This window comes from Ruegeria lacuscaerulensis (assembly GCF_013033355.1).
Lineage (GTDB): Bacteria > Pseudomonadota > Alphaproteobacteria > Rhodobacterales > Rhodobacteraceae > Ruegeria > Ruegeria lacuscaerulensis_A.
The window spans coordinates 84482-108735 of sequence record NZ_WQDY01000011.1 but is presented as its reverse complement, the minus strand read 5'-3'; the positions used below and the strand labels follow the sequence as shown (position 1 = coordinate 108735).

Genomic DNA, 24254 nt, shown 5'->3' with positions numbered 1-24254 from the left:
TGACGATCCAGCAGGGGGCCGCCGATGAGCGAAGCAAGTAAAATTCTGAATGAGATGAACGACCGCTCGCGCGAGGTGTTTCGGTTGATCGTCGAAAGCTATTTGGAAAGTGGCGAGCCGGTGGGCAGCCGCACCCTGACCCGCACCCTGTCGGAAAAGGTCAGCGCCGCGACGGTGCGCAATGTGATGCAGGATCTGGAGTTTCTGGGCCTGTTGGACAGCCCTCATGTGTCTGCGGGGCGGATTCCAACGCAGCAGGGGCTGCGGATGTTTGTCGATGGGCTGCTTGAGGTCGGCGATCTGGGCGCTGATGACCGGCAGAAGCTGGACGAGACATTAGGCTCTAACGCAGGTGATGTAGGCGGAATGCTGGACCGGGTGGGATCGGCCCTGTCACACGTGACACAAGGCGCATCACTGGTGCTGACGCCCAAGCATGAGGCCGAGATCAAGCATATCGAGTTCGTCTCGCTGGGCCATGACCGGGCTTTGGTGGTGCTGGTGTTTTCGGACGGGCACGTGGAAAACCGTCTGTTCACCCCGCCTCCGGGGCAGACGCCCAGTTCCATGCGTGAGGCGGCGAATTTCCTTAATGCGTTGATCGAGGGGCGCACGATCAGCGAAGTACGCAAGCAGATGTTGTCTCAGATCGACGCGCGTAAACAGGAAATTGATGTGCTGGCGCGCGACATGGTCGAAAGTGGAATCGCGGCCTGGGACAATGATGGCAGCGACTCAGCCCGTTTGATTGTGCGCGGGCGGGCGAATCTGCTGCATGATCCGGCGCAGGAAGAGGAATTGGATCGCATTCGCACCCTGTTTGACGATCTGGAGCGTAAGCGTGACATCGCCGAATTTCTTGAATTGACTGAAGATGGCGAGGGTGTGCGCATTTTTATCGGCTCTGAGAACAAACTTTTCTCACTTTCGGGTTCCTCTTTGGTGGTGTCTCCATATATGAACGCTGATCGAAAGATAATCGGTGCGGTCGGGGTTATTGGACCTACGCGACTGAACTATGGACGGATCGTGCCGATCGTGGATTATACGGCGCAACTGGTCGGCAAGCTGATTTCCGACCGGAGCTAGAGGGTAAGAGATGGCAGAGCCCAAGAACGAAGATTTTCTGGACGATATAGCAGCCGCCGAGGCCGAAGAGCTGGCGGAAGAAATCGCAGAGTTCAGTGACGAGGCATTGGAACTGGACGAACTGCGCGCCGAGCGTGACGAGTACAAAGACCGGTTCATGCGCGCGCTGGCCGATGCCGAAAACGCGCGCAAGCGGGGCGACAAGGCGCGTCGCGATGCGGAACAATATGGTGGGTCCAAACTGGCCCGTGACATGCTGCCGGTTTACGACAACATGAAACGCGCGCTTGAGGCCGCGACCGATGAGCAGAAAGAGGTTGCTGCCGGTCTGATCGAAGGTGTTGAGCTGACCATGCGTGCGCTGACGAACGTGTTCCAGAAACACGGGATCGAGGTGATCACCCCCGAGGTTGGTGATCGATTTGATCCGAATGTGCATGAGGCGATGTTCGAAGCTCCGGTGCCGGGAACGCGCGCGGGCGACATCATTCAGGTCTCAGCCGAAGGGTTCATGCTGCATGACCGCCTGCTGCGCCCGGCGCAGGTTGGGGTGTCGTCGACACCTGCGAGCTAAGCGATCACATAGACTTGGAAAGGGGCGGTCAGGATTTGGCCGCCTCTTTCAGTTTGTAGATAAGGTCCAGCGCCTCGCGCGGGGTCAACTCGTCCGGCAGGATGTCGTCCAGCATATCCGTGACGGGCGATGCTTTGGGCGCGGGCGGCGGAGGTGGCGGCGCGGCTGAGAACAGAGGCAGGTCGTCGATCAACGCCTTTTGCTTGCCGCCTTCGCGTTCGGTTTTTTCCAGCTGGTCCAGAACAACGCGGGCACGGTCGACCACGGATGCGGGCAGCCCGGCCAGCTGCGCGACCTGTACCCCGTAGGATCGGTCGGCGGCGCCTTTGTGAACCTCGTGCAGGAAGATGACCTCGCCTTCCCATTCCTTTACGGCGACGGTGGCATTGTCGACGCCTTCGAGCTTCCCGGCCAGCGCGGTCAGTTCGTGGTAATGGGTGGCAAACAGCGCGCGGCATTGGTTGGCGGCGTGCAGATGTTCCAGCGTGGCCCATGCGATGGAGAGGCCATCATAGGTGGCGGTGCCGCGCCCGATTTCATCCAGAATAACCAGCGCCCGGTCATCGGCCTGGTTCAGGATGGCGGCGGTTTCGACCATCTCGACCATAAAGGTCGAACGCCCACGGGCTAGATCGTCTGAGGCTCCGACCCGGCTGAATAGCTGGCTGACCACGCCGACATGGGCCTGTTCGGCCGGGACATAGCTGCCCATTTGCGCCAGTAGGGCGATCAGGGCGTTCTGGCGCAGGAAGGTCGATTTACCGGCCATGTTGGGGCCCGTCAGCAGCCAGATCGCGGCCCCCTGATCGGCGCTCAGATCGCAGTCATTGGCGATGAACGCATCGCCCGATTGCTGGCGCAGCGCGTGTTCGACGACCGGATGGCGACCGCCTTGCACGTTGAACGCGCGCGAGCTGTCGACCTGTGGACGGCACCAGTTTTCACCCCGCGCCAGATCGGCCAGCGCGGTGGTCAGGTCCAGCTCGGCCAGCCCGCGGGCCGCTTGGTTGAGGCGGGCAGCAAGGGCCAAGATATCGCCAGAAAGCCTTTGATAGAGCCGCTTTTCGATCTCAAGCGCCAGATTTCCGGCGTTCAGGATGCGGGTTTCGATCTCGGACAGTTCCACCGTGGTAAACCGCACCTGATTGGCGGTGGTTTGGCGATGGATATAGGTTTCACTGAAAGGCGGGTTCAGCATTTTCTCGGCGTGCGTAGCCGTGGTTTCGATGAAATAGCCCAGCACGTTGTTGTGCTTGATTTTCAGCGACGTGATGCCGGTGTGCTCTGCGTATTTCTGTTGGAATCCTGCGATGACGGATCGGCCTTCGTCGCGCAGGGTGCGGGCCTCATCGAGTTCGGGGTCGAAGCCGGGGGCGATGAAGCCTCCGTCGCGGGCCAGAAGGGGCGGTTCGGCGACCAAAGCCTCGTCTAGAAGGTTCAGCAGATCGTCGAACCCCACGAGGTTCTGCAACGCGGTCGAGAGCAGAACGGGCAGATCCTGCGCCTCGCAGATTTCGGCAATCGCGGCGGCCTGGGTCAGGCCGTTGCGGATGGCAGCCAGATCGCGCGGCCCGCCACGGTCCAGCGACAGGCGCGACAGGGCGCGGTCCAGATCGGGGGTTTTGCGCAGTGCCTCGCGCAGGTCCGAGGCGATCAGGTTGTCCTCAGCAGCGAAACTCACCGCATCAAGCCGGGCATGGATTATGTCCAGATTACGAGACGGACTGGACAGGCGCTGTTCCAGCAGACGTGCGCCGCCCGGCGTCACGGTGCGGTCAACCACCGACAGCAGTGACCCGGCGCGCCCGCCTGAGAGCGACCGGGTCAGTTCCAGATTGCGGCGCGTGGCGGCGTCGATCTGGACCACGCGGTCCTCGGATTCCTTCAGCGGCGTTTGCAGCAGGGGCAATTTGCCCTTTTGCGTGATCTCCAGATAGTCGATCAGCGCGCCCATGGCGGACACTTCGGCGCGGCCAAAAGACCCGAACGCATCCAAAGCGCCCACGTGAAACAACCCGCAGATACGCTTTTCTGCCGCCGTGCTGTCGAAGCTGGCGCGCCCGATGGGGGTCAATGAAATCCCAAGATCGCGCACCGTCTCGTTCAACGCCTGTTCCATGCCGTCGCCCACGATTAACTCGGACGGGGCCAGCCGCGCCAGTTCGGGGCTGAGCCGCACGGATGTCAAAGGCATCACGTGAAACGCCCCGGTGGAAATGTCAGCCCATGCCAACGCGGCCTCATCCCGAACCTCGGCATATGCAGCCAGAAAGTTGTGGCGGCGGGCCTCAAGCAGCGCGTCCTCGGTCAGCGTTCCGGGTGTTACCAGACGCACAACATCGCGCCGAACCACCGATTTAGAGCCTCTTTTTTTCGCCTCAGCCGGGCTTTCCATCTGCTCGCACACGGCCACGCGAAAGCCTTTGCGGATCAGCGTCAGCAGATAACCCTCGGCCGAATGCACCGGCACGCCGCACATAGGGATGTCCTCACCATTATGCTTGCCGCGTTTGGTCAGGGCGATGTCGAGCGCTTCGGCGGCATTGACGGCGTCCTGAAAGAACATCTCGTAGAAATCGCCCATGCGGTAGAACAGCAGGGCGTCTGAATGGGCCTCTTTGATCTCAAGATATTGCGCCATCATCGGCGTGACTGTGGACAAAAGCGGCCCCCTTTTGGCGTCTTCCGGGCGCGACCTTACAAATCCCCCAACCGTGACGAAAGGTGAAAACGTATTGTCGTTGAGACGCAGCCCCGCCTGCGTTATGACGCATAAGCCCCGAAGTCATGGAAACGACCGATAAGATGCCCAAAACGAAGATCACAAAAGAAGAGGCGCTGGCCTTTCACCTGGACCCCACCCCCGGCAAGTGGGAGGTGCAGGCCACCGTTCCCATGACCACGCAGCGCGATCTGTCGCTGGCCTACAGCCCCGGCGTCGCTGTTCCATGTGAAGCCATCGCCGAAGCGCCCGAAACGGCCTATGACTATACAAACAAGGGCAATCTGGTGGCTGTGATCTCGAACGGGACGGCTGTTCTGGGTCTTGGCAATCTGGGCGCTCTGGGGTCGAAACCGGTGATGGAGGGCAAATCCGTCCTGTTCAAACGGTTCGCCGATGTGAACTCGATCGATATTGAGCTGGACACCGAAGACCCGGATGAATTCTGTCGCGCTGTGCGCCTGATGGGGCCTACTTTCGGCGGCATCAACCTTGAGGACATCAAGGCGCCCGAGTGTTTCATCATCGAACAGCGCCTGAAGGAAGAGATGGATATCCCCGTCTTCCACGACGATCAGCACGGCACGGCAGTGATCTGCGCGGCGGGCCTGCTGAATGCACTGCATATTTCAGGAAAGAAGATCGAAGATGTTAAGATCGTGCTGAACGGTGCGGGCGCGGCAGGCATCGCTTGTATCGAACTGCTCAAATCCATGGGTGCGCGGCACGAAAACTGCATCGTCTGCGACACCAAGGGTGTGATCTATCAGGGCCGGACCGAGGGGATGAACCAATGGAAATCGGCCCACGCGATCACCAGTGACCTGCGCACGCTGGAAGAGGCGATGAACGGTGCCGACGTGTTCCTGGGCGTGTCGGTCAAAGGGGCGGTTACTCAGGATATGGTCGCCAGCATGGCCGATAATCCGGTCATCTTTGCCATGGCGAACCCTGACCCTGAGATCACGCCGGAAGAGGCGCACGAGGTCCGCGTGGATGCCATCGTCGCAACGGGCCGTAGCGATTACCCCAACCAGGTGAACAACGTTCTGGGCTTTCCCTACCTGTTTCGCGGCGCGCTGGATATCCACGCCCGCGCCATCAATGATGAGATGAAGATTGCCTGTGCCCACGCGCTGGCCAATCTTGCGCGCGAGGATGTGCCGGATGAGGTCGCCATGGCCTATGGCAAGTCGCTGACCTTCGGGCGTGACTATATCATCCCTACGCCGTTCGATCCGCGCCTGATCCACCGCATTCCTCCGGCGGTTGCAAAGGCCGGGATGGATACCGGGGCCGCGCGGCGTCCGATCATCGACATGGACGCTTACGAGCTCAGCCTGAAATCCCGCATGGATCCGACGGCCAGCATTCTGCGCGGTTTGAACGCACGGGCGCGTCAGGCGCAAAGCCGGATGATCTTTGCCGAGGGCGACGATCCGCGCGTGTTGCGCGCTGCGGTGACTTATCAGCGGTCAGGCTTTGGCAAGGCGCTGGTTGTGGGTCGCCAGGATGACGTCAAGCAAAAGCTGGAAGAGGCTGGGTTGGGCGATGCTGTGCGCGAGCTTGAGGTGGTGAATGCCGCCAATACCATGCACCTCGATACCTATACCGATTTTCTGTATAAACGCCTGCAGCGTAAAGGTTTCGACAACAAAGATGTCTACCGTCTGGCGGCGCGTGACCGCCACGTGTTTTCCTCGCTGATGCTGGCCCACGGCCATGCGGATGGTCTGGTGACTGGCGCCACGCGTAAATCAGCGCATGTACTGGACCGTATCAACCATGTGTTCGATGCTGACGCTGCCCATGGCGCGGCGGGGGTAACAGCGCTTTTGTATAAGGGGCGGATCGTGCTGATCGGCGATACTTTGGTGCATGAGTGGCCGGATGAGAATGATCTGGCCAATATTGCCGAACGCTCGGCCGCTGTGGCGCGTCATATGGGGCTTGAGCCGCGTGTGGCCTTCGTCAGCTTCTCGACCTTTGGGTATCCGGTGTCGGAACGTGCTGAAAAGATGCATCGCGCCCCGGCCGTTCTGGACCAGCGCGGCGTGGATTTCGAGTATGAGGGCGAGATGACCGTCGATGTGGCGTTGAACGTGGATCAGCAAGCGGCTTATCCGTTCCAGCGTCTGACGGGTCCGGCCAATATCCTGATTGTGCCTGCGCGGCACTCGGCCTCGATCTCGACCAAGCTGATGCAAGAGATGGGCGGCGCGACCGTGATTGGCCCGATCCTGTCGGGTGTCGACAAGCCGATCCAGATCTGCTCAACCGTCTCGACCGCGAATGACATTCTGAACATGGCCATTCTGGCCTCTTGCGACATTTCGGGTAAACCATGACGATCTGGAACCTCGGTTCGATCAATGCGGATATGATCTATGACGTGCCGCATCTGCCCGGGCCGGGGGAAACGCTCTCGGCCAGCCGTCTGGACCGGTTTCTGGGAGGCAAGGGGGCGAATACGTCTGTGGCCTCGGCCCGGGCTGGTGCACGGATTGCGCATATCGGCGCCGTTGGTTTTGATGGGCGCTGGGCGCGGGATCGACTGACCGAGTATGGTGTTGATACGCGCTACATAGCTCAGGTCGATGTGCCAACGGGCCACGCAATCATTGCTGTCGATGCGCAGGGTGAGAACAATATCATCCTGTTTCAGGGCTCGAACCATGCGATTTCACAGGATCAACTGGGGCAAGCGCTGTCATCCGCGTCGCAAGGCGATCTGTTGGTGATGCAGAACGAAACCAATCTGCAGGTTGAGGCGGCGAAGATGGGCCGTGAAATGGGTCTGACGGTCTGTTATGCTGCTGCTCCGTTTCAGGCAGAGTCCGTTCAGGCCGTGCTGCCATATCTGGATTTCCTGATCCTCAACGCGGTCGAGGCCGAGCAGTTGCACGAGGCCACCGGTCAACCTGTTACGGACCTCCAGATTGAGCATGTGATTGTCACACTGGGGGCCGAAGGCGCGCGGTATTATCATCGCGGAGAAGCCTTGGACTTCCCGGCCCATAAGGTGCAGGCCGTGGATACGACCGGAGCAGGCGACACCTTTACCGGCTATGTTCTGGCGGGGATGGATCGCGGAATGCCGATGGCGCAGGCGATTTCACAAGCAAATCGTGCCGCGGCCCTGATGGTCACGCGGCACGGTACGGCAGATGTGATCCCCGACCTCAAAGAAGTCAGGGAAGCGCGGTTCGATTAAGACCCGGCAAAAGGTGCGTCGCCACCCCAAAGCTGTTTTACGCGGGCGTCTCGGCCACAGGCGTTGCGATAAGCCTTATAGGCATTCTTCTGGCGCTTGGGTCCGAAGCGGGTGAAGACCAGCTTGTCGCCTTTGTAGTAATCCTGATGGTATTCCTCCGCCGGATAGAATGCGCTTTCTTGCAGGATGGGGGTTACAACAGTCTGTCCCAAAGCGCGCTGGGCGTCGGCCTTTGCAGCCTCAGCCACGGCCTTTTCGCCGGCGCCGGAGACGAAAATCGCCGTGCGATAGCTGTTTCCACGATCACAGAACTGACCGCCAGCATCCGTGGGGTCGACCGATCGGAAGAACATGTTCAGCAGGGTTTCACGGGAAACGCGAGCCGGGTCGAACGTAATCTGGACGGCCTCGTAGTGGCCGGTGCCGCCCTTGGACACCTGATCATATGTTGGGTTGGCAGCTTTGCCGCCGGTAAAGCCCGAAACCGCTTCGATCACACCGGGGACGGATTCGAAATCGGATTCGACGCACCAGAAACACCCTCCGGCAACGGTCAGGGTCTCGGTTCCTGCTGCGGGCGCGGGGGCGGCACGCAGCAAGGCCGCGATCGTAATCAAAGCAAAAAGAAGCGTCGGTTTGACGTAGTCGAGATAAGCGATGCGTGTCATGGCAGGTCTCCTTCTGATAGAAACTTGCCTTCTCTTTTTGATCCGTGCAATCGCCTGACATCGTTTGTCACGCGCTGGTGAGACGAGTTTATCCCAGCAATTGTCCCAGCTTCATCGCAACGCCCATGTTTCCCGAAATCTTGAGCTTACCCAGAGCAACACCCGTCATGGGGTTCAATTTGCCCGTTAGCAGTTTGGTCAGGTTGCTTTGCGAGATTTTGATGGTGCAGTCCGTATCCTGATCCTGTGTCGTGGCCTGATTGTCGGCCAGAACAATCACGCCATCGGAACCGCAATCGAATTTGAGAGAGCCCTCAAAGCTCTTGCCTGCGAGGTTCTTTTGAATTCCGTCCGCGATCTCTTGCAACATGATATCCTCTTTCCCTGTTCGCGGGACCGTAAAGAGCCAATGGGTTTATCCGCAAGCTTGACCAAAGGACAACTTACGTAACGGTGAAGAAGGCTCTGACCCTAGGCACAACAGCTAGTGGCGGTGGTTCAACTCTCTGAGGTTTTCCTGCCGTTCCTGGAACCCCGGATGGGTGCTGAACCAATCGGTACCGTGATCTCCGAACTCGGTCTCGAGAATATCGAAAAACTCGGACAACCCATTTGGGTCAAAGCCTGATCGGACGGCCAGATCGACTCCGTATCGGTCAGCAGACAATTCATGCTGGCGCGAGTAGGACAGGGACAGGATCAGATTACCCTCTAGCAGAACCTCTTCAAGGATGGGGCCAGTATCCCCGGCCATCATTCCGATCAGGACAAATGTCCCAAGCGACCGATACAGCTGGGTCAAACCGTGCTGTTCAGCGACATGCCCGATTTCATGACCCAGCACACCTGCCATCGCGTCCACCGAGATCAGCTTTACCAGCTCATCGGTGACGACGATGGTTCCGTTGGGCAAGGCAAACGCGTTTGGGCCAATTCCAGGCAGGCGCCTGAATTGCAGATTGTAGGCAAAGTCTTGCGCCTCGGATCCCATGTTGGTCAAAAGACGGCCGAAACTGTTCTGAACCTGTTCCTGTTGGTCCGGACTCAGGGCGCTGGGTTTCGCCAGCACTTTGTCTATTGCTTGCAAGGTGCCGGCATCGATGGCCGATACAAGCGGCGGTGGCGTCATCCAGACGGCCAGTGCGACCAGCACGGTCAGGCCATATTTCCATATACCCCAAGCGGCAAACAGACAGGCGATCGAGACCAGAATAAGCCGAGGGTGAAAGCGTTCGGTATGGTGCAGCCAGGATCCACTGCTATCGGAAATCAAGTGTTCCAGCGCGGCATGCCTGGTGGTCAGAAACAGCGTGCCATCTGGAAAATTCACCCTGCGTTCGGTCGACCCGACGCGGGGCTCGATATCCAGCTCATTCGGGGCGCAGCGTGTTTGTATCTGCCCGTCTCCGTCGATCAACCAGACGGTATTGGATCCAACAGCCAGACGCGCACGGATTTCGCGTGAGCTGAGTGGTGGATAGGCGCGCCCTTCAACGGGCGCGCTGATATTATCGGGCACATCTTGCAACGGTCAGACCGCCATACCGATGTCAAAGCCTTCGATGTCACCATAGGCATCGCCAATGGCACTGACATTGGCCGTGACACCTCCGACGAATTCGTCCAGCGAACCCCAGGGGATAAAGGTGGTGTGATCGGCCAGATACCGCGCCCGGCGAACATGCGCCCATGGCAACATCAGACCAAGGGTCACAGAAATGACGATCGCATTTGAAACAGAAATCCACAGCAAGCGCAGCGCGTTCACATCCGAATGGAACCTGTGACCGTCGCCCAGAATGGCGTAGTTGTAAACCGTATTGCGCACCATGGCGCGATAGATGATCGATGCCGGAACAAAGACCGCAAAAAGAAGCAACAAGATCAGGAAAACGTCGATCGCGGCGGCGACGTCCTCGGGGTTTTCGTTGATCGAGGCCAGAGCTTCTACGAAATTCATGTTTACACCAACCACTGCAATCGCAACGACGATGGTTCCCAAACCCCAAGCCATCGCCGCCAGAGCGGCCTTTTAAAACGGCCCGATCGGGCTGTCGAAGGACATTGCAGTTGCACCAAATTTGTGACCGTTCACGTGAAACCTCTGGACGGATCGCGTGACAAATGGCCATGTCGTATAAAGCGTCAGTGCGGCGATGATCGGGTACAGGAAGTAATTGGCCGCCGCCGATCCCCATGTGCCTTGAAAGTCGAACCGAACGTTCGACCAGCTAGAGACACGTGCCTGAAACCGCAGTGAGCGGACCAGCAGATATGGGATCACGAAGATCAGCCCTAATATCATCACAAGGTTCACAATCGGGATTGCGCCGAGAACGGAGTAAATCACGATACCCGCAACGACGATAATCCGTCCGAACAGAATCTGAAGGCCGGTTGCGTGATAGTCAAAGCTGCGTCCCGCCACATAGGTGTTTTGATAAAAGTATTTCTTGGTCCGAACCTTTGCCCACGCGCTGTAAATTCCGAACGTGATAAGCGACAACAGCAAGTTGACGATCCAGATCCCGAAATACTCGCTGGCCGAGCCTCGGAGCTCGAATTCGTTTGGGGTGCCTTGTGGGCGATTTGCCTGCATTTCAGCATCAAAAGAATGGATAGAAAAAAGGGCCGATCCCACAAGGGAACCGACCCGCTTTGTCTGAACATTCAAAAAGGCGATTGTACGGCAGAGTTGCGACCGCGAAACCCTATTCAACCTTTTGGTGCAGCGTTGCCGCTATTTCAGGCGCTTGTCGCGTGCGGCCAGCAGTTTCAATCGCAGCGCGTTCAGCTGGATAAAGCCCGCCGCGTCTGTCTGATCATAGGCACCGGCATCTTCCTCAAACGTCACATGCGCTTCGGAATACAGCGAGTGATCCGACCAGCGGCCAACGGTCGAGGCCAGACCCTTGTACAGTTTCACGCGGACGGTGCCGGTGACATGTTCTTGCGATTTGTCGATGGCCGCTTGCAGCATCTCACGCTCGGGCGAGTACCAGAAGCCGTTATAGATCAGCTCGGCATATTGCGGCATCAGCTGGTCCTTCAGGTGCATCGCGCCGCGGTCCATGGTGATGGACTCAATGCCACGGTGGGCCTCCAGCAGGATGGTGCCGCCGGGAGTTTCGTAGATACCGCGCGACTTCATACCAACGAAGCGGCCTTCGACCAGGTCCAGACGGCCAATGCCGTGCTTGCCGCCATATTCGTTCAGCTTGGTCAGGATGGTTGCGGGGCTCATCACCTCGCCATTGATGCTGAACGCATCGCCTTTTTCAAAGCCAATTTCGATGAATTCGGGCTGATCAGGCGCATCCTCGGGGTGGACGGTGCGCTGGTACACATAGTCCGGCGCCATGTCGGCGGGGTCTTCCAGAACCTTGCCCTCGGACGAGGTGTGCAGCAGGTTCGCATCGACCGAGAACGGAGCCTCGCCGCGTTTGTCCTTGGCGATCGGAATCTGATGCGCTTCGGCCCATTCGATCAGACGGGTACGGCTGGTCAGATCCCATTCGCGCCAGGGCGCAATGACCTTGATATCGGGGTTCAGCGCATAGGCGGCCAGTTCGAACCTCACCTGATCGTTGCCCTTGCCGGTCGCGCCATGCGCCACGGCATCGGCTCCGGTCGCTGCCGCAATCTCAACCAGGCGCTTCGAGATCAGAGGCCGCGCAATCGACGTGCCCAGTAGATACAGCCCTTCGTATTGCGCATTGGCGCGGAACATGGGGAAGACGAAGTCGCGAACGAACTCTTCACGGATGTCTTCGATATAGATGTTCTCGGGCTTGATCCCCAGCAGCTCGGCCTTTTGGCGGGCGGGTTCCAGTTCCTCACCCTGACCCAGATCGGCGGTGAAGGTCACGACCTCACAGCCATACTCGGTCTGCAACCATTTCAGAATGATCGAGGTATCAAGGCCACCGGAATAGGCCAGAACAACTTTCTTGGGCGCGGACATCTGACTTCCCTTTATGCGTAGAACGACTGGCCCCTAGCGGGTTTTGAAAGCGGGGGCAAGTTATCTGCGTTGACGGGCTGCCTGATTTCGGGTGAAACATTCGCATATAAAACACGAAATGGTTGAAAGGGCAGTTTTCGGATGTTGGGTTGGAAGATTTTTGTGCACTCGGTGCGGATGGTTTTTGGAAATTTTAAGCAAGCGCTTCAGATAACGCTGGGTCCGTCATTGATTGCAACGGCGCTGACGATTGCCCTGTTTTTTCTAATCGACATCCCGTGGGACCAGTTGGACGCCAGTACCGGGGCGTTTCCTTCGACCGCAGCCAATGGTTCGTTTGCGATTTTGGTGGTCTGTGTTGCAATCTTCTTTGTGCTGACGATGTTCTGGATCGCCGTGTCCTGGCACCGTTTTATCCTGCTGACCGAATATCCCAGCGGGATATTCCCGGCATTCCGGTTCGATAGAATCCTCGCCTACCTTGGGCGCATTCTTTTGCTTGGACTTCTGATGGGGGTCGCGTTTCTGCCGATGAGTGTCCTTCTGTTGGCAACCGGCGGTGGCGCGTTTTCAGCCGCTGTAATGGTCGTATATGCCATCTTTCTGATAGTCGCTTTCTACCGCCTGTCTGTTATCCTGCCAGCCGCAGCGCTTGGTGAGCCGTTAAGCCTTTCGAACGCATGGGGCAGTACCTCAAGTGCAGGCGGAGCGATTATTGTGCTGTTGGTCGTGAACGCCCTGTTCCAATTTTTGGTACAGATGGTCTTTTCGCTGCTGGCCATTATTCCGATCTTGGGGATTCTGCTAACGCTGCTATTCTCAATGCTGGTATTGCCGCTGATTAACGTCAGTATTCTTACAACCATGTATGGTGTCTTCATCGAAAAACGCGAACTCGATTGACGCCCGTACACATATGTATTCCTTGCTCTTTTAGTCAGGATCGGCCACTGAACGGGTCATGAGTGATTTCATGACCCGCGCCCGCGCCGCCGAACAGGCGATGCGCTCTGTTTTTCCGGCAACGCCGCTACAGCGCAATGCCCATCTGTCTGACCGATATGGCGCGGATATCTGGCTGAAACGCGAAGACCTCAGCCCGGTACGCTCATATAAAATTCGCGGCGCGTTCAATGCCATGCGCAAGCAGCAGGGACAAGACCTGTTCGTCTGCGCCAGCGCGGGCAATCACGCACAGGGCGTGGCGTTCATGTGTAAACACTTGAACGTGCGCGGCGTGATCTTCATGCCAGTGACGACGCCGCAGCAAAAAATCCAGAAAACCCGCATTTTCGGTGGCGACAATATCGAAATCCACCTGACCGGCGACTATTTTGACGACACACTGGCCGCTGCGCAGGCCTGGTGCGCAGATCAGGGTGGCCATTTTTTGTCGCCGTTCGACGATGAGGACGTGATTGAGGGACAGGCCTCACTGGCCGTTGAGATCGAGGAGCAGTTGGGCCATCTGCCTGATCATGTGATCCTGCCGGTTGGCGGGGGCGGTATGTCCTCGGGCGTGGCGACGTGGTTCGGGGATCGCACTCATTGCCTGTTTGTTGAACCTAAAGGCGGGGCCTGCCTGCATGCGGCGATGGCGGCGGGGCATCCGGTGGCGCTGGATCATGTGGACAATTTCGTCGATGGGGCGGCGGTTGGCAAGATCGGCGCGAAACCCTTTGCGCTGCTCAAGGATCGCCACCTGTCCGACGTGCATGTCCTGTCCGAGGACCGCATCTGCACCACCATGATCGAGATGTTGAATGTCGAGGGCATCGTGCTGGAACCCGCCGGTGCGCTGGCGATCGAGGCGCTGGGCGATATCCAAAGTTTTATCCGCAACAAGACTGTGGTCTGTGTGACATCCGGTGGGAACTTCGATTTCGAACGCCTGCCCGAGGTTAAGGAACGGGCGCAGCGCTATTCGGGTGTGAAAAAGTATTTCATCCTGCGCTTGCCGCAACGCCCCGGAGCTTTGAAAGAATTTCTGAGTATCCTCGGCCCCGAGGATGACATCGCCCGGTTTGAATACATGAAAAAATCGGCGCGCAATTTCGGTTCGGTCCTGATCGGGATCGAAACCCGCAAGCCCGAGAATTTCGCCCGCTTGTTTGCGCATCTGGACGAAGCCGGATTCACCTATACCGACATCACCGAAGACGAAACGCTTGCACAGTTCGTGATCTGACGGCGCATTTGTCGATCGACTTGTTTGCACTTGGAAATTCGCCTAGGCACGAGCGAGCGAACAAGACTGGAAAGTGCACAGATGAAGCCGCTTGCAGCAGTGACCATGGTATGGCGCGACTATTGGTATCTTGAGAAATGGGTCGCCTACTACTCGGCCCAGCTTGGGCCCGAGAACGTCTATATTCTGTCGCACGGAGCTGATCCTGAAATCGATCGGATCGGCGAGGGCTGCAATGTGATTGCGATTTTGCGCGATGGTTTGCACCAAACGTTTGAATATGCCCGCTGGCGAATGCTGTCGGATTTTTCAGCCATGCTGACTCAGTTCTACAGCCGAGTGATTGTTTCGGATTGTGATGAAGTGCTGCTGACCGCCGATGGATCGGGTTTGCTAGACTACGAATTCGCATTTGATGAAAACACCGCTGGCGCTGTCGGATTCAATTTGGTCACTTTGCAGGACGATGATGAAGATTTGTTGTTCAAAGGCGAAAAGTTCAGCCTTTTCGAGGTTCCCTATTCGAAACCGTGTATCGTCCAGCGCCGGGCCGCTTTTGGAACGGGCGGGCATGGTGTGACAAACGACACGTTCCGTCTGCTGCCGGGTCTGCTCAACCTGCACTTTCACTATGGAAATCTACAAGAGTTGCATCGACGCCAAGAGGAAAGATCGCCGCTTGTGGACCAATCCATGGCGGATGGCGTCAAGATCGCCAGCACACCAGGGCAATCGGTCGGTATCGTGGGCTGGCGTCGGCGCTCACGCCGTTTCCGTCGTCTGGTAAAAGAGCTTGCACGCACACAGGAATTGCCGATGGAAGAATGTGTCGAACTGAGCCGACTGGAGGCAACCCGAACGCTAAAGACAATGGCCGACGGATATTTCACCCACGACCGGGCGCTTGAGGTAACTTTGCGGAAATTCCGTTTTCCCGAGGACTTTCCGATCAAACTGTAAGGCTACGAGATCTTCCCCAGATCGGACTTGAATTCCGCAGCTGATTCCTCAAACACCTGAACGATACTATCGAGGTCTACAGACTTGCTGTTCCCCTGTGCGGAATGCCTTTCACCGTCTTGGCACAGCTTTGCCAATGATTGGAATCCCAGGCTGAGTGCGCTGCCTTTCAGAAAATGCAGGTTTTGGTCAAAACTTACCCGATGGGTGTCGGTGCGAAGGCGGCCAATTACCTCTTGTACTTCATCAAGAAAAATATTCACCACTTCGTCAAACTCGCTTGCGCCGACCTCATCCCTAAGCTGTTTGATTCTGGCCCAGTCGATCATGCCGCAAGCTCCGCAATAACTGTTGTCTGATTGCTTAGCCCGCCCAAGGTAAAGGTTGGGTTAAGCGGGTTCAGTATTGCCTTTCACCGGTTGTTAAACCGCTGCGCTATAGGTTGAGCAGAATTAGGTAGGCGCCCCATCGCAGAGGACTCACGTGGCAGAGGTCAGTCGCAAAGACATCAGGTCAGAGCTGGATTTTGGAGCGATCCAAAAGGTGCTTGTCGTTGATGACAGCCGCCTGCAACGACGCATTCTTGTGGCGTCTCTGAAGAAATGGGGGTTCGAAGTTTTCGAGGCCGACAATGGTGAAGCGGCCATCGAGATCTGCGCAAACACACCGCCTGATCTGGTGCTCAGCGACTGGGTCATGCCGGGGATGAGTGGGTTGGAATTTTGTCGGGCCTTCCGCGCGTTGGACTGCGACCAGTACAGCTATTTCATTCTGCTGACATCAAAAAGCGAAAAGCAGGAAGTGGCGCGCGGTCTGGATGCGGGGGCCGACGACTTCCTGATCAAACCGCTTGAGGCGGATGAACTGCGCGCCCGCATTTCGGCGGGCGCCCGCATTCTGGATATGCAGCGTGAATTGTCCGAGAAAAACCGTATGATCGAAACCGCGCTGGAAGAGTTGCGTGTGGCGCATGACGCCATCGACAAGGATCTGATGCAGGCGCGCAAGATTCAGGAATCTCTGGTGCCCGAACTGATTAGGGAATTCGGCAAGTCGCGGGTCAGTTTGTTATTGAAACCTTGCGGGCATATCGGCGGCGACCTGGTCGGTATGTTTTCGCCTGGCGTGAACCGGCTGGGATTTTACAGCATTGATGTCTCGGGCCACGGTATAACCTCGGCCATGATGACGGCGCGGTTGGGGGGGTATCTGTCCAGCAACCACTTTGATCAGAACGTGGCGATGGAAAAGCGTTTTGACAAATTCTATGCGTTGCTGCCGCCGGAACAGGTGGCCGAGATGTTGAATTCTCGACTAATGGCGGATGCGGGTGTCGAAGAATATTTCACGATGGTTTACGCGATTGTCGATTTGCGCAACGGGCATCTTAAGATGGTTCAGGCCGGTCATCCCCATCCGCTAATGCTGCGGGCCGACGGAACCACCGAATTTCTGGGCGAAGGCGGTTTGCCAATCGGCCTGCTGCCGGATGTCAAATTCCAGCGTACTGAGACCTATATGCAGCCGGGCGACAAACTGCTGCTGTATTCTGATGGCTTCACCGAATGCAGTATTGCTGATGGTGGCTTGCTTGAAGAAGAGGGGTTACGAGACCTGGCGCTAAACTGCGTGCCCGAGCGTTGTGGGACAGAGTTTCTGGATGATATGTTCTGGCGGCTGACACAGAAGATGGTGCCCAACACCGGAATGGACGACGATGTGTCCGCAGTTTTTTTTGAATACAGCGGATCCTAAAGGCCCTGTAAATGTAGCTTGGCGAAGTGGCGGTCGCCCGCATTGCCCAACATCTGCGCAGCGTCCGCGCAGTCCATCCATAGCGCCTCGTGAAACGGCTCGGTCGGGGGGCCGATGCGGCGCACGGGTCGGGCGCGGTAGATCAGGCAGATTTTCTCGGCCCACAGGTCGTATTCGGGCATGAAGGTAAAGCGCCGAAACGCGCCCATGCGACGCGGCGCGGCGATCAGCCAACCGGTTTCCTCGTACACTTCGCGATGCAGGGCGGTGATCGGTGATTCGCCCGGATCAATACCGCCTCCGGGCAGTTGCAGATCGGGGCCGGGCTGCAACTGGCAGGTCAGCAACAGGCTGCCGCCGCGCGGTAACAGAGCATAAACTCCGACACGTCTGATGTATTTCTGCCCCGATTGCGGGGTTTCACCGAACCGTCTGATCATGTATGGCCCCTTACAACCCGAAAACTTCGACCTATATGCTGGCGGTATGCCAATCTGTGGCGTGTAAGGAAACCCCATGTCTCTTGGAACCAAAATCGCGTGGGACGATACCGTCCTGCCCTTTCAACTTGATCTGTCGGATATGCGCGGCCGCGTCGCGCGGCTGGACGGAGTGCTGGACGGCATCCTGAAACAGCATGATTACCCCGAAAAGGTCGAGGCTCTGGTGGCCGAGATGGCCCTGCTGACCGCGCTGATCGGCCAGACCGTTGCTCTGCGCTGGAAACTGTCGCTTCAGGTGCAGTCCAAGGGCGCGGTGCGCATGATAGCCACTGATTACTATGCCCCCACGCAAGAGGGCGAACCGGCCCGCATCCGTGCCTATGCCAGTTTCGACCGAGATAAGCTGACCGATGCCGCCCCCTTTGATCAGGTGGGTGAGGGGTATTTTGCCATCCTCATCGACCAGGGTGAGGGCACGCAGCCGTATCAGGGCATCACCCCGCTGGCGGGCGGTTCGCTTAGTGCTTGTGCCGAGGCGTACTTCGCGCAATCCGAACAGTTGCCGACGCGGTTCTCGCTCAGCTTTGGCAAATCGACTGAGCCGGGCGTCGGTGAACACTGGCGCGCGGGTGGGATCATGTTGCAGCACATGCCCAAAGCCTCGCCCTTTGCCGCATCGGGTGAAGGCAGCGGTGAGATCCTGACGGCCAATGATCTGGTCGACGGCGACGAAGGTGAAAACTGGGGCCGCGTGAACATCCTGCTGGATACGGTTGAAGATCTCGAGCTGATCGGCCCCTCGATCGCGCCCACCGACCTGCTGATCCGCCTGTTTCACGAGGAACAGCCGCGTGTCTATGACGCGCAGCCAGTGCAATTCGGCTGCACCTGTTCCGAGGATCGCGTGCGTCAAAGCCTGTCGATCTACTCGGCGCGCGACATTGAAAAGATGACCACGCCCGAAGGTGACGTGACCGCAGATTGCCAATTCTGTGGTGCGCATTACGTGCTGGATCCGGCCTCTGTCGGTTTTGATGCGGATGAGGCCTGATCCCACCGAACAGCTGCGGGCGGCGCTGCGCCGCCCCGGCCCGGGGTCCAGCGATTTCGACCTGAACCCCGACACGGTGCTGCCCGAGGGGCGCAAACTGCGTCCGGCCGGTGTGCTGGTTCCGATCTCAATCGCAAGCGATGAGCCTTGCCTGATCCTGACGAAACGGTCCTCGGCGCTGAAACATCATCCGGGCCAGATCGCCTTTCCCGGCGGCAAACAAGACGAAGGCGACGCGGATGTGACCGCCGCCGCCCTGCGTGAGGCGCAGGAGGAAATCGGCCTGCCCAGCGATGTGCCGCAGGTTTTGGGCCATCTGCCGCCGCACGAAACCGTCACCGCGTTCACTGTGACGCCGGTTGTGGCAATCCTGCGGGACCCGTTCCCGATCACCCCCGAGCCGGGCGAGGTTGACGAGGTATTCTCGGTTCCTCTAACACATGTGCTTGATCCGGCGAATTATGTTGTTGAATCGCGCCGCTGGGGTGGCCACAAACGGTATTATTATGCAGTGCCGTTCGGTCCTTATTATATCTGGGGCGCGACGGCCCGGATGTTGCGGGGATTGGCCGCGCGGATGAACGAATGACACAAATCTCGGACAGTTGGGTCGCGGACCCAGCAACCCAAAAATTGTGCGCAGCCCTGACGGATGCCGGGGCGCAGGCGCTTTTTGTAGGTGGTTGCGTGCGCAATGCGCTGTTGAAGGCACCGGTTTCGGATATCGACATCGCAACGGATGCGCGCCCCGAACGGGTGATGGAGCTTACACAGGCCGCGGGCCTCAAGGCCATTCCCACCGGGATCGAACATGGCACTGTCACCGTGGTCAGCCACGGCGTCCCGCATGAGATCACCACCTTTCGCCGTGATGTAGAGACAGACGGTCGCCGCGCCGTTGTAGCCTTTGCCGACACAATCGAAGAAGACGCCGCGCGGCGTGACTTCACCATGAACGCGCTATACGCCCGGCCCGATGGCACCGTTTTGGACCCGCTTAACGGCTTGCCGGACCTGCATGCGCGGCGGGTGCGCTTCATCGGCACCGCTGAAAACCGCATTCGCGAGGACTACCTGCGCTCGCTGCGCTTTTTCCGGTTTCATGCATGGTACGGCGATATGGAAGCGGGTTTCGACGCGGATGCTCTGGCCGCGATTGCTGCCAATCTGGACGGGTTGTCCGGCTTGTCCCGCGAACGAGTCGGGGCCGAGATGTTGAAGTTGCTTGGCGCGCTTGACCCTGCGCCCTCGGTCGCGGCGATGCGGCAGGCGGGGGTGTTGGCGCAGGTGCTGCCGGGGGCCGAGGATCGCGCGCTTGCCCCGTTGGTCGCGTTGGAAGAACAGGCCGGGGCCGCGCCTGACCCGATCCGCCGCCTGGCTTCCATAGCAACGCCCGAGATCGCCAAAACCCTGCGTCTAAGCAAGGCGCAGCTGCAACGCCTAACCCGGATGCGTGATGAGGCAATGGCCACCACCAGCATTGCCGAGCTGGGCTTTCGCTATGGCGAAGAGGGCGGGATGCACGAAACCCTGCTGCGTTGCGCCTTGCTGGAACAGCCTTGGTCCGAGGCGATGCGCCAAGATCTGCGCGCCGGGGCGGCCGCCGATTTCCCCGTTCAGGCTACCGATCTGATCCCCGATTTCACCGGTCCCGCGCTGGGCAAGAAGCTGGCCGAGCTTGAGGCCCGCTGGATCGCATCCGGCTTTGCCCTGACCCGAAGTGATCTGCTGGGCGGGTAGGCGAGGTCTCAAAAAGGGATGACAAGTCGAAAGGTTTGTGATTACGTGCGGCTGTCACATGAATGGAGGGATGCGAATGTATTACGGGATCTGGTTCGGCTAAAGCCGGAACACTTTGACCCGTAGGGGTGGTGTTCTGGCGCCATCTGTCTTCGCATGACCTGTTATCTGCTCAATCTGGAGCATCCTCCATGTTTCGCTATTTCGAAAACCTTGTTGACCCTTTTGTCGCCTATCAGGAAACCAACACACCACCCACGCGGCTGTGGCCGTTCATGTTGGAATACACGCGACCGTTTTATCGGCTGTTCTTTTGGGCTGCGCTGATCTCGATTATCGTAGCCGGTGTCGAAGTCGGGCTGATCTACTATATGGGCCGCGTTGTTGACCTGCTGTCCGGGTCTCCGGCCGAGGTTTGGCAGGCCCACGGCACCGAGTTGATCCTGATGGCCGTCTTCGTGTTGCTGCTGCGTCCGCTGCTGCACGTGGTGGACGTACTTTTGCTAAACAATGCGATTTTGCCCAATATAGGCACTATTTTTCGTTGGCGCGCGCATAAGCATGTGCTGCGTCAGTCCGTGGGCTGGTTCGAGAATGATTTCGCGGGCCGGATCGCCAACCGCATAATGCAGACCCCCCCTGCGGCGGGTGAGGCGGTGTTTCAGGTCTTTGACGCAATCTCGTTCTCGCTGGCCTATCTGGTGGGTGCTGCGATCCTGTTGATGGCAGCTGATCCGCGTTTGCTTTTGCCGTTGCTGATTTGGTTTGCATTGTACGGTTTTCTGGTACGCTGGACAGTGGCGCGTGTTGGCCCTGCGTCGCAGGCGGCCTCTGATGCGCGCTCGGCTGTCACAGGGCGAGTTGTGGACAGCTATACCAATATCCATTCGGTCAAGATGTTTGCCCATGACGCGCAGGAACTCGACTATGCCCGCGAAGCCATCGAGGAAACCCGCCGTACCTTCCAGATCGAGATGCGGATTTTCACCATCATGGATGCGGTTTTGGTCACGTTGAACGGGCTGCTGATCGTGGGCGTTGTCGGTTGGGCGATTGCGCTGTGGATGCAGGGCAGTGCCTCGGTTGGGGTGGTAGCGGCGGCCACCGCTTTGACCCTGCGGTTGAATGCGATGACCGGCTGGATCATGTGGGCGCTGACCAGTTTCTTTCGCCAGCTTGGCGTTGTGGCCGAGGGGATGGAGACCATTGCTCAACCCATCGATCTGCTGGATGCGCCGGGTGCCGAACCCTTGCAGCTGGGCAAGGGCCAGATCGACATTCGCGATCTGTCGCACCACTACGGGCGCAAAACCGGGGGGCTGGACCACATCAACCTGACGATCCAGCCGGGCGAAAAGATCGGCCTCATCGGGCGATCCGGCGCTGGAAAATCGACCCTAGTAAAACTACTTTTGCGGTTTTACGACGTCGAACAAGGGGCGATCCTGATCGACGCTCAAAACATCGCGCAGGTCACGCAGGACAGTTTGCGCAGCCATATCGGCATGGTGCAACAGGACAGCGCGCTGCTGCATCGCTCGGTCCGGGACAATATCCTTTATGGCCGTCCCGACGCGACCGAAGAGCAGATGATCGCCGCCGCCAAACAGGCCGAAGCGCATGAGTTCATCCTGGATCTGCAAGACCCTCAGGGGCGCATCGGCTATGACGCGCATGTGGGTGAACGCGGTGTAAAGCTGTCGGGTGGGCAACGGCAGCGGGTGACGCTGGCACGGGTCATTCTGAAAAACGCGCCGATTTTGTTGTTGGATGAGGCGACCTCTGCCCTAGATTCCGAGGTCGAAGCCTCAATCCAGGAAACGCTTTACGGCATGATGCAAGGAAAAACCGTGATCGCCATCGCCCACCGTCTGAGCACCATTGCTCAGATGGACCGCATTCTGGTCATGGATGGCGGCAGGATCGTCGAACAGGGTGGTCATGCTGAACTGCTGGCCAATGGCGGGCTGTACGCGCAGTTCTGGGCGCGGCAATCTGGTGGCTTTCTGAACCCCGAGGCTGCGGAATGAAACTTGCCGACCTGATCAACCCGTTCAAAAACACCGAAACGCCCCCGCCGCAAACGCTGGGGGCGTTCATTCGCTGGTGCCTGTCGGGCGCCTGGCCGATGATCTTTGTAGCCGCGGCCTTCTCAGCCACCGCCGGCGCGATGGAAGCGGGCACGGCGTGGATGCTGGGTCTTGTGATCGACCTGACTGCGGAAACCGGGCCCGAGGGCATTCTGAGCGGCCCCGCGCTGTGGACGATCTTAGGGGTGGCGGCGTTTTTCATGCTGCTGCGTCCGGTGTTTTTCGGGCTGTCGGCCTTTTCGAACAACTACATCGTCATGCCCAACATTCCGCCGCTGGTTCTGGCCAAGCTGAACCGCTGGACTCTGGGTCAGTCTGTGACCTATTTCGACGACGATTTCGCAGGCCGGATCGCGCAGAAGCAGATGCAGACCTCGAACGCGTTGGCCTCTGTCGTGTCGGAAACGATTAGTGCGATTGTGTTTGCACTGGCCTCGCTTGTGGGCTCTTTGCTTTTGTTAGGGTCTATTCATCCGCTGGTGATCCTTCCTTTTGCCGCTTGGCTGGTGGTCTATTTCCTGCTGATCCGCTGGTATCTGCCGCGCATCCGCGTGCGGTCGGCGGCACGGGCCGGGGCGCGGGCGATGGTGTCGGGGCAGGTGGTCGACACGATAACCAATATCAAAACTGTGAAGCTCTTCGCCCATTCCGCTTTCGAGGATCAGGCCGCACGAAACGCGATGGTCGATCTGCGGGAAAAGATGCTGACCTTCGGCAAGCTGTCGGCCAGTTTCCGGCTGATCCTTATGGTACTGGCCGGGGTTCTGCCGGTTCTGCTCTTGGGCGTCACGCTGATGCTGTGGCGCAATGGGATCGCGACAGCAGGGGATATTGTGGCGGCGGGTGCGGTCTCGATCCGCATTTCGCAGATGACCGGCTGGGTCAGTTTCACGCTGATGGGCCTTTATGCCAATGTGGGTGAGGTCGAGAACGGCATGAACACTCTGGCCAAGCGCGACCGGGTCGAGGATGCGCCAGACGCGACCGTCCTTCGCGTGCCCGAGGGCTGGATCGCCTTTGACCATGTCAGCTTTGCCTATGGCCGCGATGTGGGCGGTGTGTCCGATGTGAATATGACCGTTCACGCGGGCGAGAAACTGGGCATTGTCGGCGCATCCGGCGCGGGTAAATCAACCTTGGTTTCGCTGCTACTCAGGCTCTATGATTGGGAAAGAGGCGCGATTTCGATTGATGGGCAGGATATCAGTCAGGTCACTCAGGACAGCCTGCGCAGTCAAATCGGCATGGTCACGCAGGAAACTGCGATGTTCAACCGATCCGCGCGCGAGAATATTCTGTACGGCCGCCCGGACGCGTTCGAGGAGGATATGATCGCAGCCGCTCAAAAAGCCGAAGCGCATGAGTTCATCCTGTCGCTACAGGACGCCCATGGCCGCACAGGATATGACGCGCATCTGGGTGAGCGGGGGGTGAAATTGTCGGGCGGGCAACGGCAGAGGATCGCTCTGGCCCGCGCCATTCTGAAGGACGCGCCGATTCTGGTGTTGGATGAGGCGACGTCGGCATTGGATTCCGAGGTTGAGGCGTCGATTCAAACCGCGTTGCACCGGGTGATGCAGGGCAAGACCGTGCTGGCAATCGCGCACCGCCTGTCAACGCTCAGCGAGATGGACCGGATCGTGGTTCTGGATCAGGGCCGGATCGTGGAAACCGGCACCCATGAGGCCCTGTTAGAGCAAGGCGGTCTGTATGCCCGGTTCTGGCATCGCCAGTCCGGTGGGTTCATTCAGGCAGAGGCGGCAGAATAAGGGCCCAAAGGGCTTTTGTTGCGCGCA

Annotated in this window: 20 protein-coding genes and 1 pseudogene; 13 read left to right on the top strand and 8 right to left on the bottom strand. The window is 58.5% G+C overall.

Going from position 1 to position 24254, the window contains the following annotated elements; all coding sequences use genetic code 11:
- The first annotated feature begins 24 nt into the window (after positions 1–24).
- Together hrcA and GOW48_RS17785 are read left to right on the top strand one after the other, a co-directional pair.
- Positions 25–1089: a heat-inducible transcriptional repressor HrcA gene (hrcA, locus tag GOW48_RS17790; protein WP_170755507.1), complete on the top strand. Its 1065-nt coding sequence runs from the start codon at positions 25–27 to the stop codon at positions 1087–1089.
- Positions 1090–1099: 10 nt separating this feature from the next.
- Positions 1100–1663 carry a nucleotide exchange factor GrpE gene (locus GOW48_RS17785; RefSeq protein WP_170355624.1) on the top strand — a complete coding sequence of 188 codons (564 nt, stop codon included), beginning with the start codon at positions 1100–1102 and terminating at the stop codon, positions 1661–1663.
- Between the two features lie 28 nt (positions 1664–1691).
- Here the strand turns inward: GOW48_RS17785 and mutS are convergent, their stop codons facing one another.
- Positions 1692–4307, bottom strand: a complete 2616-nt coding sequence (gene mutS / locus GOW48_RS17780) for a DNA mismatch repair protein MutS (RefSeq protein ID WP_170755570.1) — start codon at positions 4305–4307, stop codon at positions 1692–1694.
- Positions 4308–4468: 161 nt separating this feature from the next.
- Here mutS and GOW48_RS17775 point away from each other — a divergent pair, with 161 nt between their 5' ends.
- Both GOW48_RS17775 and GOW48_RS17770 read left to right on the top strand, forming a co-directional pair.
- Entirely contained in the window at positions 4469–6733 is a 2265-nt protein-coding gene (locus tag GOW48_RS17775; RefSeq protein WP_170755569.1) for an NADP-dependent malic enzyme, read from the top strand.
- Positions 6730–7599: a ribokinase gene (locus tag GOW48_RS17770; protein WP_170755506.1), complete on the top strand. Its 870-nt coding sequence runs from the start codon at positions 6730–6732 to the stop codon at positions 7597–7599. Before GOW48_RS17775 ends, GOW48_RS17770 begins: the two co-directional genes overlap by 4 nt.
- Here GOW48_RS17770 and msrA read toward each other — a convergent pair.
- From msrA to GOW48_RS17740, 5 genes and pseudogenes are all read right to left on the bottom strand, one after another.
- Positions 7596–8267 (bottom strand): peptide-methionine (S)-S-oxide reductase MsrA, encoded by a 672-nt coding sequence (gene msrA / locus GOW48_RS17765; protein ID WP_170755505.1) that lies wholly within the window; start codon positions 8265–8267, stop codon positions 7596–7598. The genes GOW48_RS17770 and msrA overlap by 4 nt on opposite strands.
- A gap of 88 nt (positions 8268–8355) precedes the next feature.
- Complete coding sequence (locus tag GOW48_RS17760) at positions 8356–8637, bottom strand: SCP2 sterol-binding domain-containing protein (protein WP_170355627.1); 282 nt, start codon at positions 8635–8637, stop codon at positions 8356–8358.
- 114 nt (positions 8638–8751) lie between these two features.
- Positions 8752–9786, bottom strand: coding sequence for a M48 family metallopeptidase (locus GOW48_RS22740; protein WP_170755504.1), 1035 nt, complete (start codon positions 9784–9786; stop codon positions 8752–8754).
- 12 nt (positions 9787–9798) lie between these two features.
- Positions 9799–10866 (bottom strand): annotated as a pseudogene (locus tag GOW48_RS22480) (YjgN family protein).
- A gap of 141 nt (positions 10867–11007) precedes the next feature.
- The gene (locus GOW48_RS17740) at positions 11008–12231 is read right to left on the bottom strand and encodes an argininosuccinate synthase (protein ID WP_170755501.1); all 1224 of its coding nucleotides are present in this window, start codon (positions 12229–12231) and stop codon (positions 11008–11010) included.
- Between the two features lie 141 nt (positions 12232–12372).
- On the opposite strand from GOW48_RS17740, the gene GOW48_RS17735 reads away from it, so the two are divergent.
- From GOW48_RS17735 to GOW48_RS17725, 3 genes are all read left to right on the top strand, one after another.
- The gene (locus GOW48_RS17735) at positions 12373–13134 is read left to right on the top strand and encodes a hypothetical protein (protein ID WP_170755500.1); all 762 of its coding nucleotides are present in this window, start codon (positions 12373–12375) and stop codon (positions 13132–13134) included.
- 58 nt (positions 13135–13192) lie between these two features.
- Positions 13193–14419, top strand: a complete 1227-nt coding sequence (gene ilvA, locus GOW48_RS17730; protein ID WP_170755499.1) for a threonine ammonia-lyase IlvA — start codon at positions 13193–13195, stop codon at positions 14417–14419.
- Positions 14420–14500: 81 nt separating this feature from the next.
- Positions 14501–15379: a hypothetical protein gene (locus GOW48_RS17725; protein ID WP_170755498.1), complete on the top strand. Its 879-nt coding sequence runs from the start codon at positions 14501–14503 to the stop codon at positions 15377–15379.
- 2 nt (positions 15380–15381) lie between these two features.
- Here the strand turns inward: GOW48_RS17725 and GOW48_RS17720 are convergent, their stop codons facing one another.
- On the bottom strand, positions 15382–15708 hold the full coding sequence (locus tag GOW48_RS17720) for an Hpt domain-containing protein (RefSeq protein WP_170755497.1): 327 nt from the start codon (positions 15706–15708) through the stop codon (positions 15382–15384).
- A 154-nt stretch (positions 15709–15862) separates the two neighbouring features.
- On the opposite strand from GOW48_RS17720, the gene GOW48_RS17715 reads away from it, so the two are divergent.
- Positions 15863–17134, top strand: coding sequence for a PP2C family protein-serine/threonine phosphatase (locus tag GOW48_RS17715; protein ID WP_170755496.1), 1272 nt, complete (start codon positions 15863–15865; stop codon positions 17132–17134).
- On the opposite strand, the gene GOW48_RS17710 is transcribed toward GOW48_RS17715, so the two are convergent.
- Positions 17131–17574 (bottom strand): NUDIX hydrolase, encoded by a 444-nt coding sequence (locus GOW48_RS17710; RefSeq protein ID WP_170755495.1) that lies wholly within the window; start codon positions 17572–17574, stop codon positions 17131–17133. The two genes, GOW48_RS17715 and GOW48_RS17710, sit on opposite strands and share 4 nt — an antisense overlap.
- A gap of 76 nt (positions 17575–17650) precedes the next feature.
- Here GOW48_RS17710 and hslO point away from each other — a divergent pair, with 76 nt between their 5' ends.
- From hslO to GOW48_RS17685, 5 genes are all read left to right on the top strand, one after another.
- Positions 17651–18628 (top strand): Hsp33 family molecular chaperone HslO, encoded by a 978-nt coding sequence (gene hslO / locus GOW48_RS17705; protein WP_170355637.1) that lies wholly within the window; start codon positions 17651–17653, stop codon positions 18626–18628.
- Positions 18618–19217 carry a CoA pyrophosphatase gene (locus tag GOW48_RS17700; protein ID WP_170755494.1) on the top strand — a complete coding sequence of 200 codons (600 nt, stop codon included), beginning with the start codon at positions 18618–18620 and terminating at the stop codon, positions 19215–19217. The genes hslO and GOW48_RS17700 overlap by 11 nt, the downstream gene beginning before the upstream one ends.
- The gene (locus GOW48_RS17695; protein WP_170755493.1) at positions 19214–20368 is read left to right on the top strand and encodes a CCA tRNA nucleotidyltransferase; all 1155 of its coding nucleotides are present in this window, start codon (positions 19214–19216) and stop codon (positions 20366–20368) included. The genes GOW48_RS17700 and GOW48_RS17695 overlap by 4 nt, the downstream gene beginning before the upstream one ends.
- A gap of 191 nt (positions 20369–20559) precedes the next feature.
- Entirely contained in the window at positions 20560–22398 is a 1839-nt protein-coding gene (locus GOW48_RS17690; RefSeq protein ID WP_170755492.1) for an ABC transporter ATP-binding protein, read from the top strand.
- Positions 22395–24227, top strand: coding sequence for an ABC transporter ATP-binding protein (locus tag GOW48_RS17685; RefSeq protein WP_170755491.1), 1833 nt, complete (start codon positions 22395–22397; stop codon positions 24225–24227). The genes GOW48_RS17690 and GOW48_RS17685 overlap by 4 nt, the downstream gene beginning before the upstream one ends.
- The last annotated feature ends 27 nt before the right edge of the window (positions 24228–24254 follow it).

What these genes read in the sequence shown, in the direction of transcription:
- hrcA (WP_170755507.1), top strand. Translation starts at nt 25, where the DNA reads ATGAGCGAAGCAAGTAAAATTCTGAATGAGATGAACGACCGCTCGCGC.
- GOW48_RS17785 (WP_170355624.1), top strand. Translation starts at nt 1,100, where the DNA reads ATGGCAGAGCCCAAGAACGAAGATTTTCTGGACGATATAGCAGCCGCC.
- mutS (WP_170755570.1), bottom strand. Translation starts at nt 4,307, where the DNA reads ATGATGGCGCAATATCTTGAGATCAAAGAGGCCCATTCAGACGCCCTG.
- GOW48_RS17775 (WP_170755569.1), top strand. Translation starts at nt 4,469, where the DNA reads ATGCCCAAAACGAAGATCACAAAAGAAGAGGCGCTGGCCTTTCACCTG.
- GOW48_RS17770 (WP_170755506.1), top strand. Translation starts at nt 6,730, where the DNA reads ATGACGATCTGGAACCTCGGTTCGATCAATGCGGATATGATCTATGAC.
- msrA (WP_170755505.1), bottom strand. Translation starts at nt 8,267, where the DNA reads ATGACACGCATCGCTTATCTCGACTACGTCAAACCGACGCTTCTTTTT.
- GOW48_RS17760 (WP_170355627.1), bottom strand. Translation starts at nt 8,637, where the DNA reads ATGTTGCAAGAGATCGCGGACGGAATTCAAAAGAACCTCGCAGGCAAG.
- GOW48_RS17740 (WP_170755501.1), bottom strand. Translation starts at nt 12,231, where the DNA reads ATGTCCGCGCCCAAGAAAGTTGTTCTGGCCTATTCCGGTGGCCTTGAT.
- GOW48_RS17735 (WP_170755500.1), top strand. Translation starts at nt 12,373, where the DNA reads ATGTTGGGTTGGAAGATTTTTGTGCACTCGGTGCGGATGGTTTTTGGA.
- ilvA (WP_170755499.1), top strand. Translation starts at nt 13,193, where the DNA reads ATGAGTGATTTCATGACCCGCGCCCGCGCCGCCGAACAGGCGATGCGC.
- GOW48_RS17725 (WP_170755498.1), top strand. Translation starts at nt 14,501, where the DNA reads ATGAAGCCGCTTGCAGCAGTGACCATGGTATGGCGCGACTATTGGTAT.
- GOW48_RS17720 (WP_170755497.1), bottom strand. Translation starts at nt 15,708, where the DNA reads ATGATCGACTGGGCCAGAATCAAACAGCTTAGGGATGAGGTCGGCGCA.
- GOW48_RS17710 (WP_170755495.1), bottom strand. Translation starts at nt 17,574, where the DNA reads ATGATCAGACGGTTCGGTGAAACCCCGCAATCGGGGCAGAAATACATC.
- hslO (WP_170355637.1), top strand. Translation starts at nt 17,651, where the DNA reads ATGTCTCTTGGAACCAAAATCGCGTGGGACGATACCGTCCTGCCCTTT.
- GOW48_RS17700 (WP_170755494.1), top strand. Translation starts at nt 18,618, where the DNA reads ATGAGGCCTGATCCCACCGAACAGCTGCGGGCGGCGCTGCGCCGCCCC.
- GOW48_RS17695 (WP_170755493.1), top strand. Translation starts at nt 19,214, where the DNA reads ATGACACAAATCTCGGACAGTTGGGTCGCGGACCCAGCAACCCAAAAA.
- GOW48_RS17690 (WP_170755492.1), top strand. Translation starts at nt 20,560, where the DNA reads ATGTTTCGCTATTTCGAAAACCTTGTTGACCCTTTTGTCGCCTATCAG.
- GOW48_RS17685 (WP_170755491.1), top strand. Translation starts at nt 22,395, where the DNA reads ATGAAACTTGCCGACCTGATCAACCCGTTCAAAAACACCGAAACGCCC.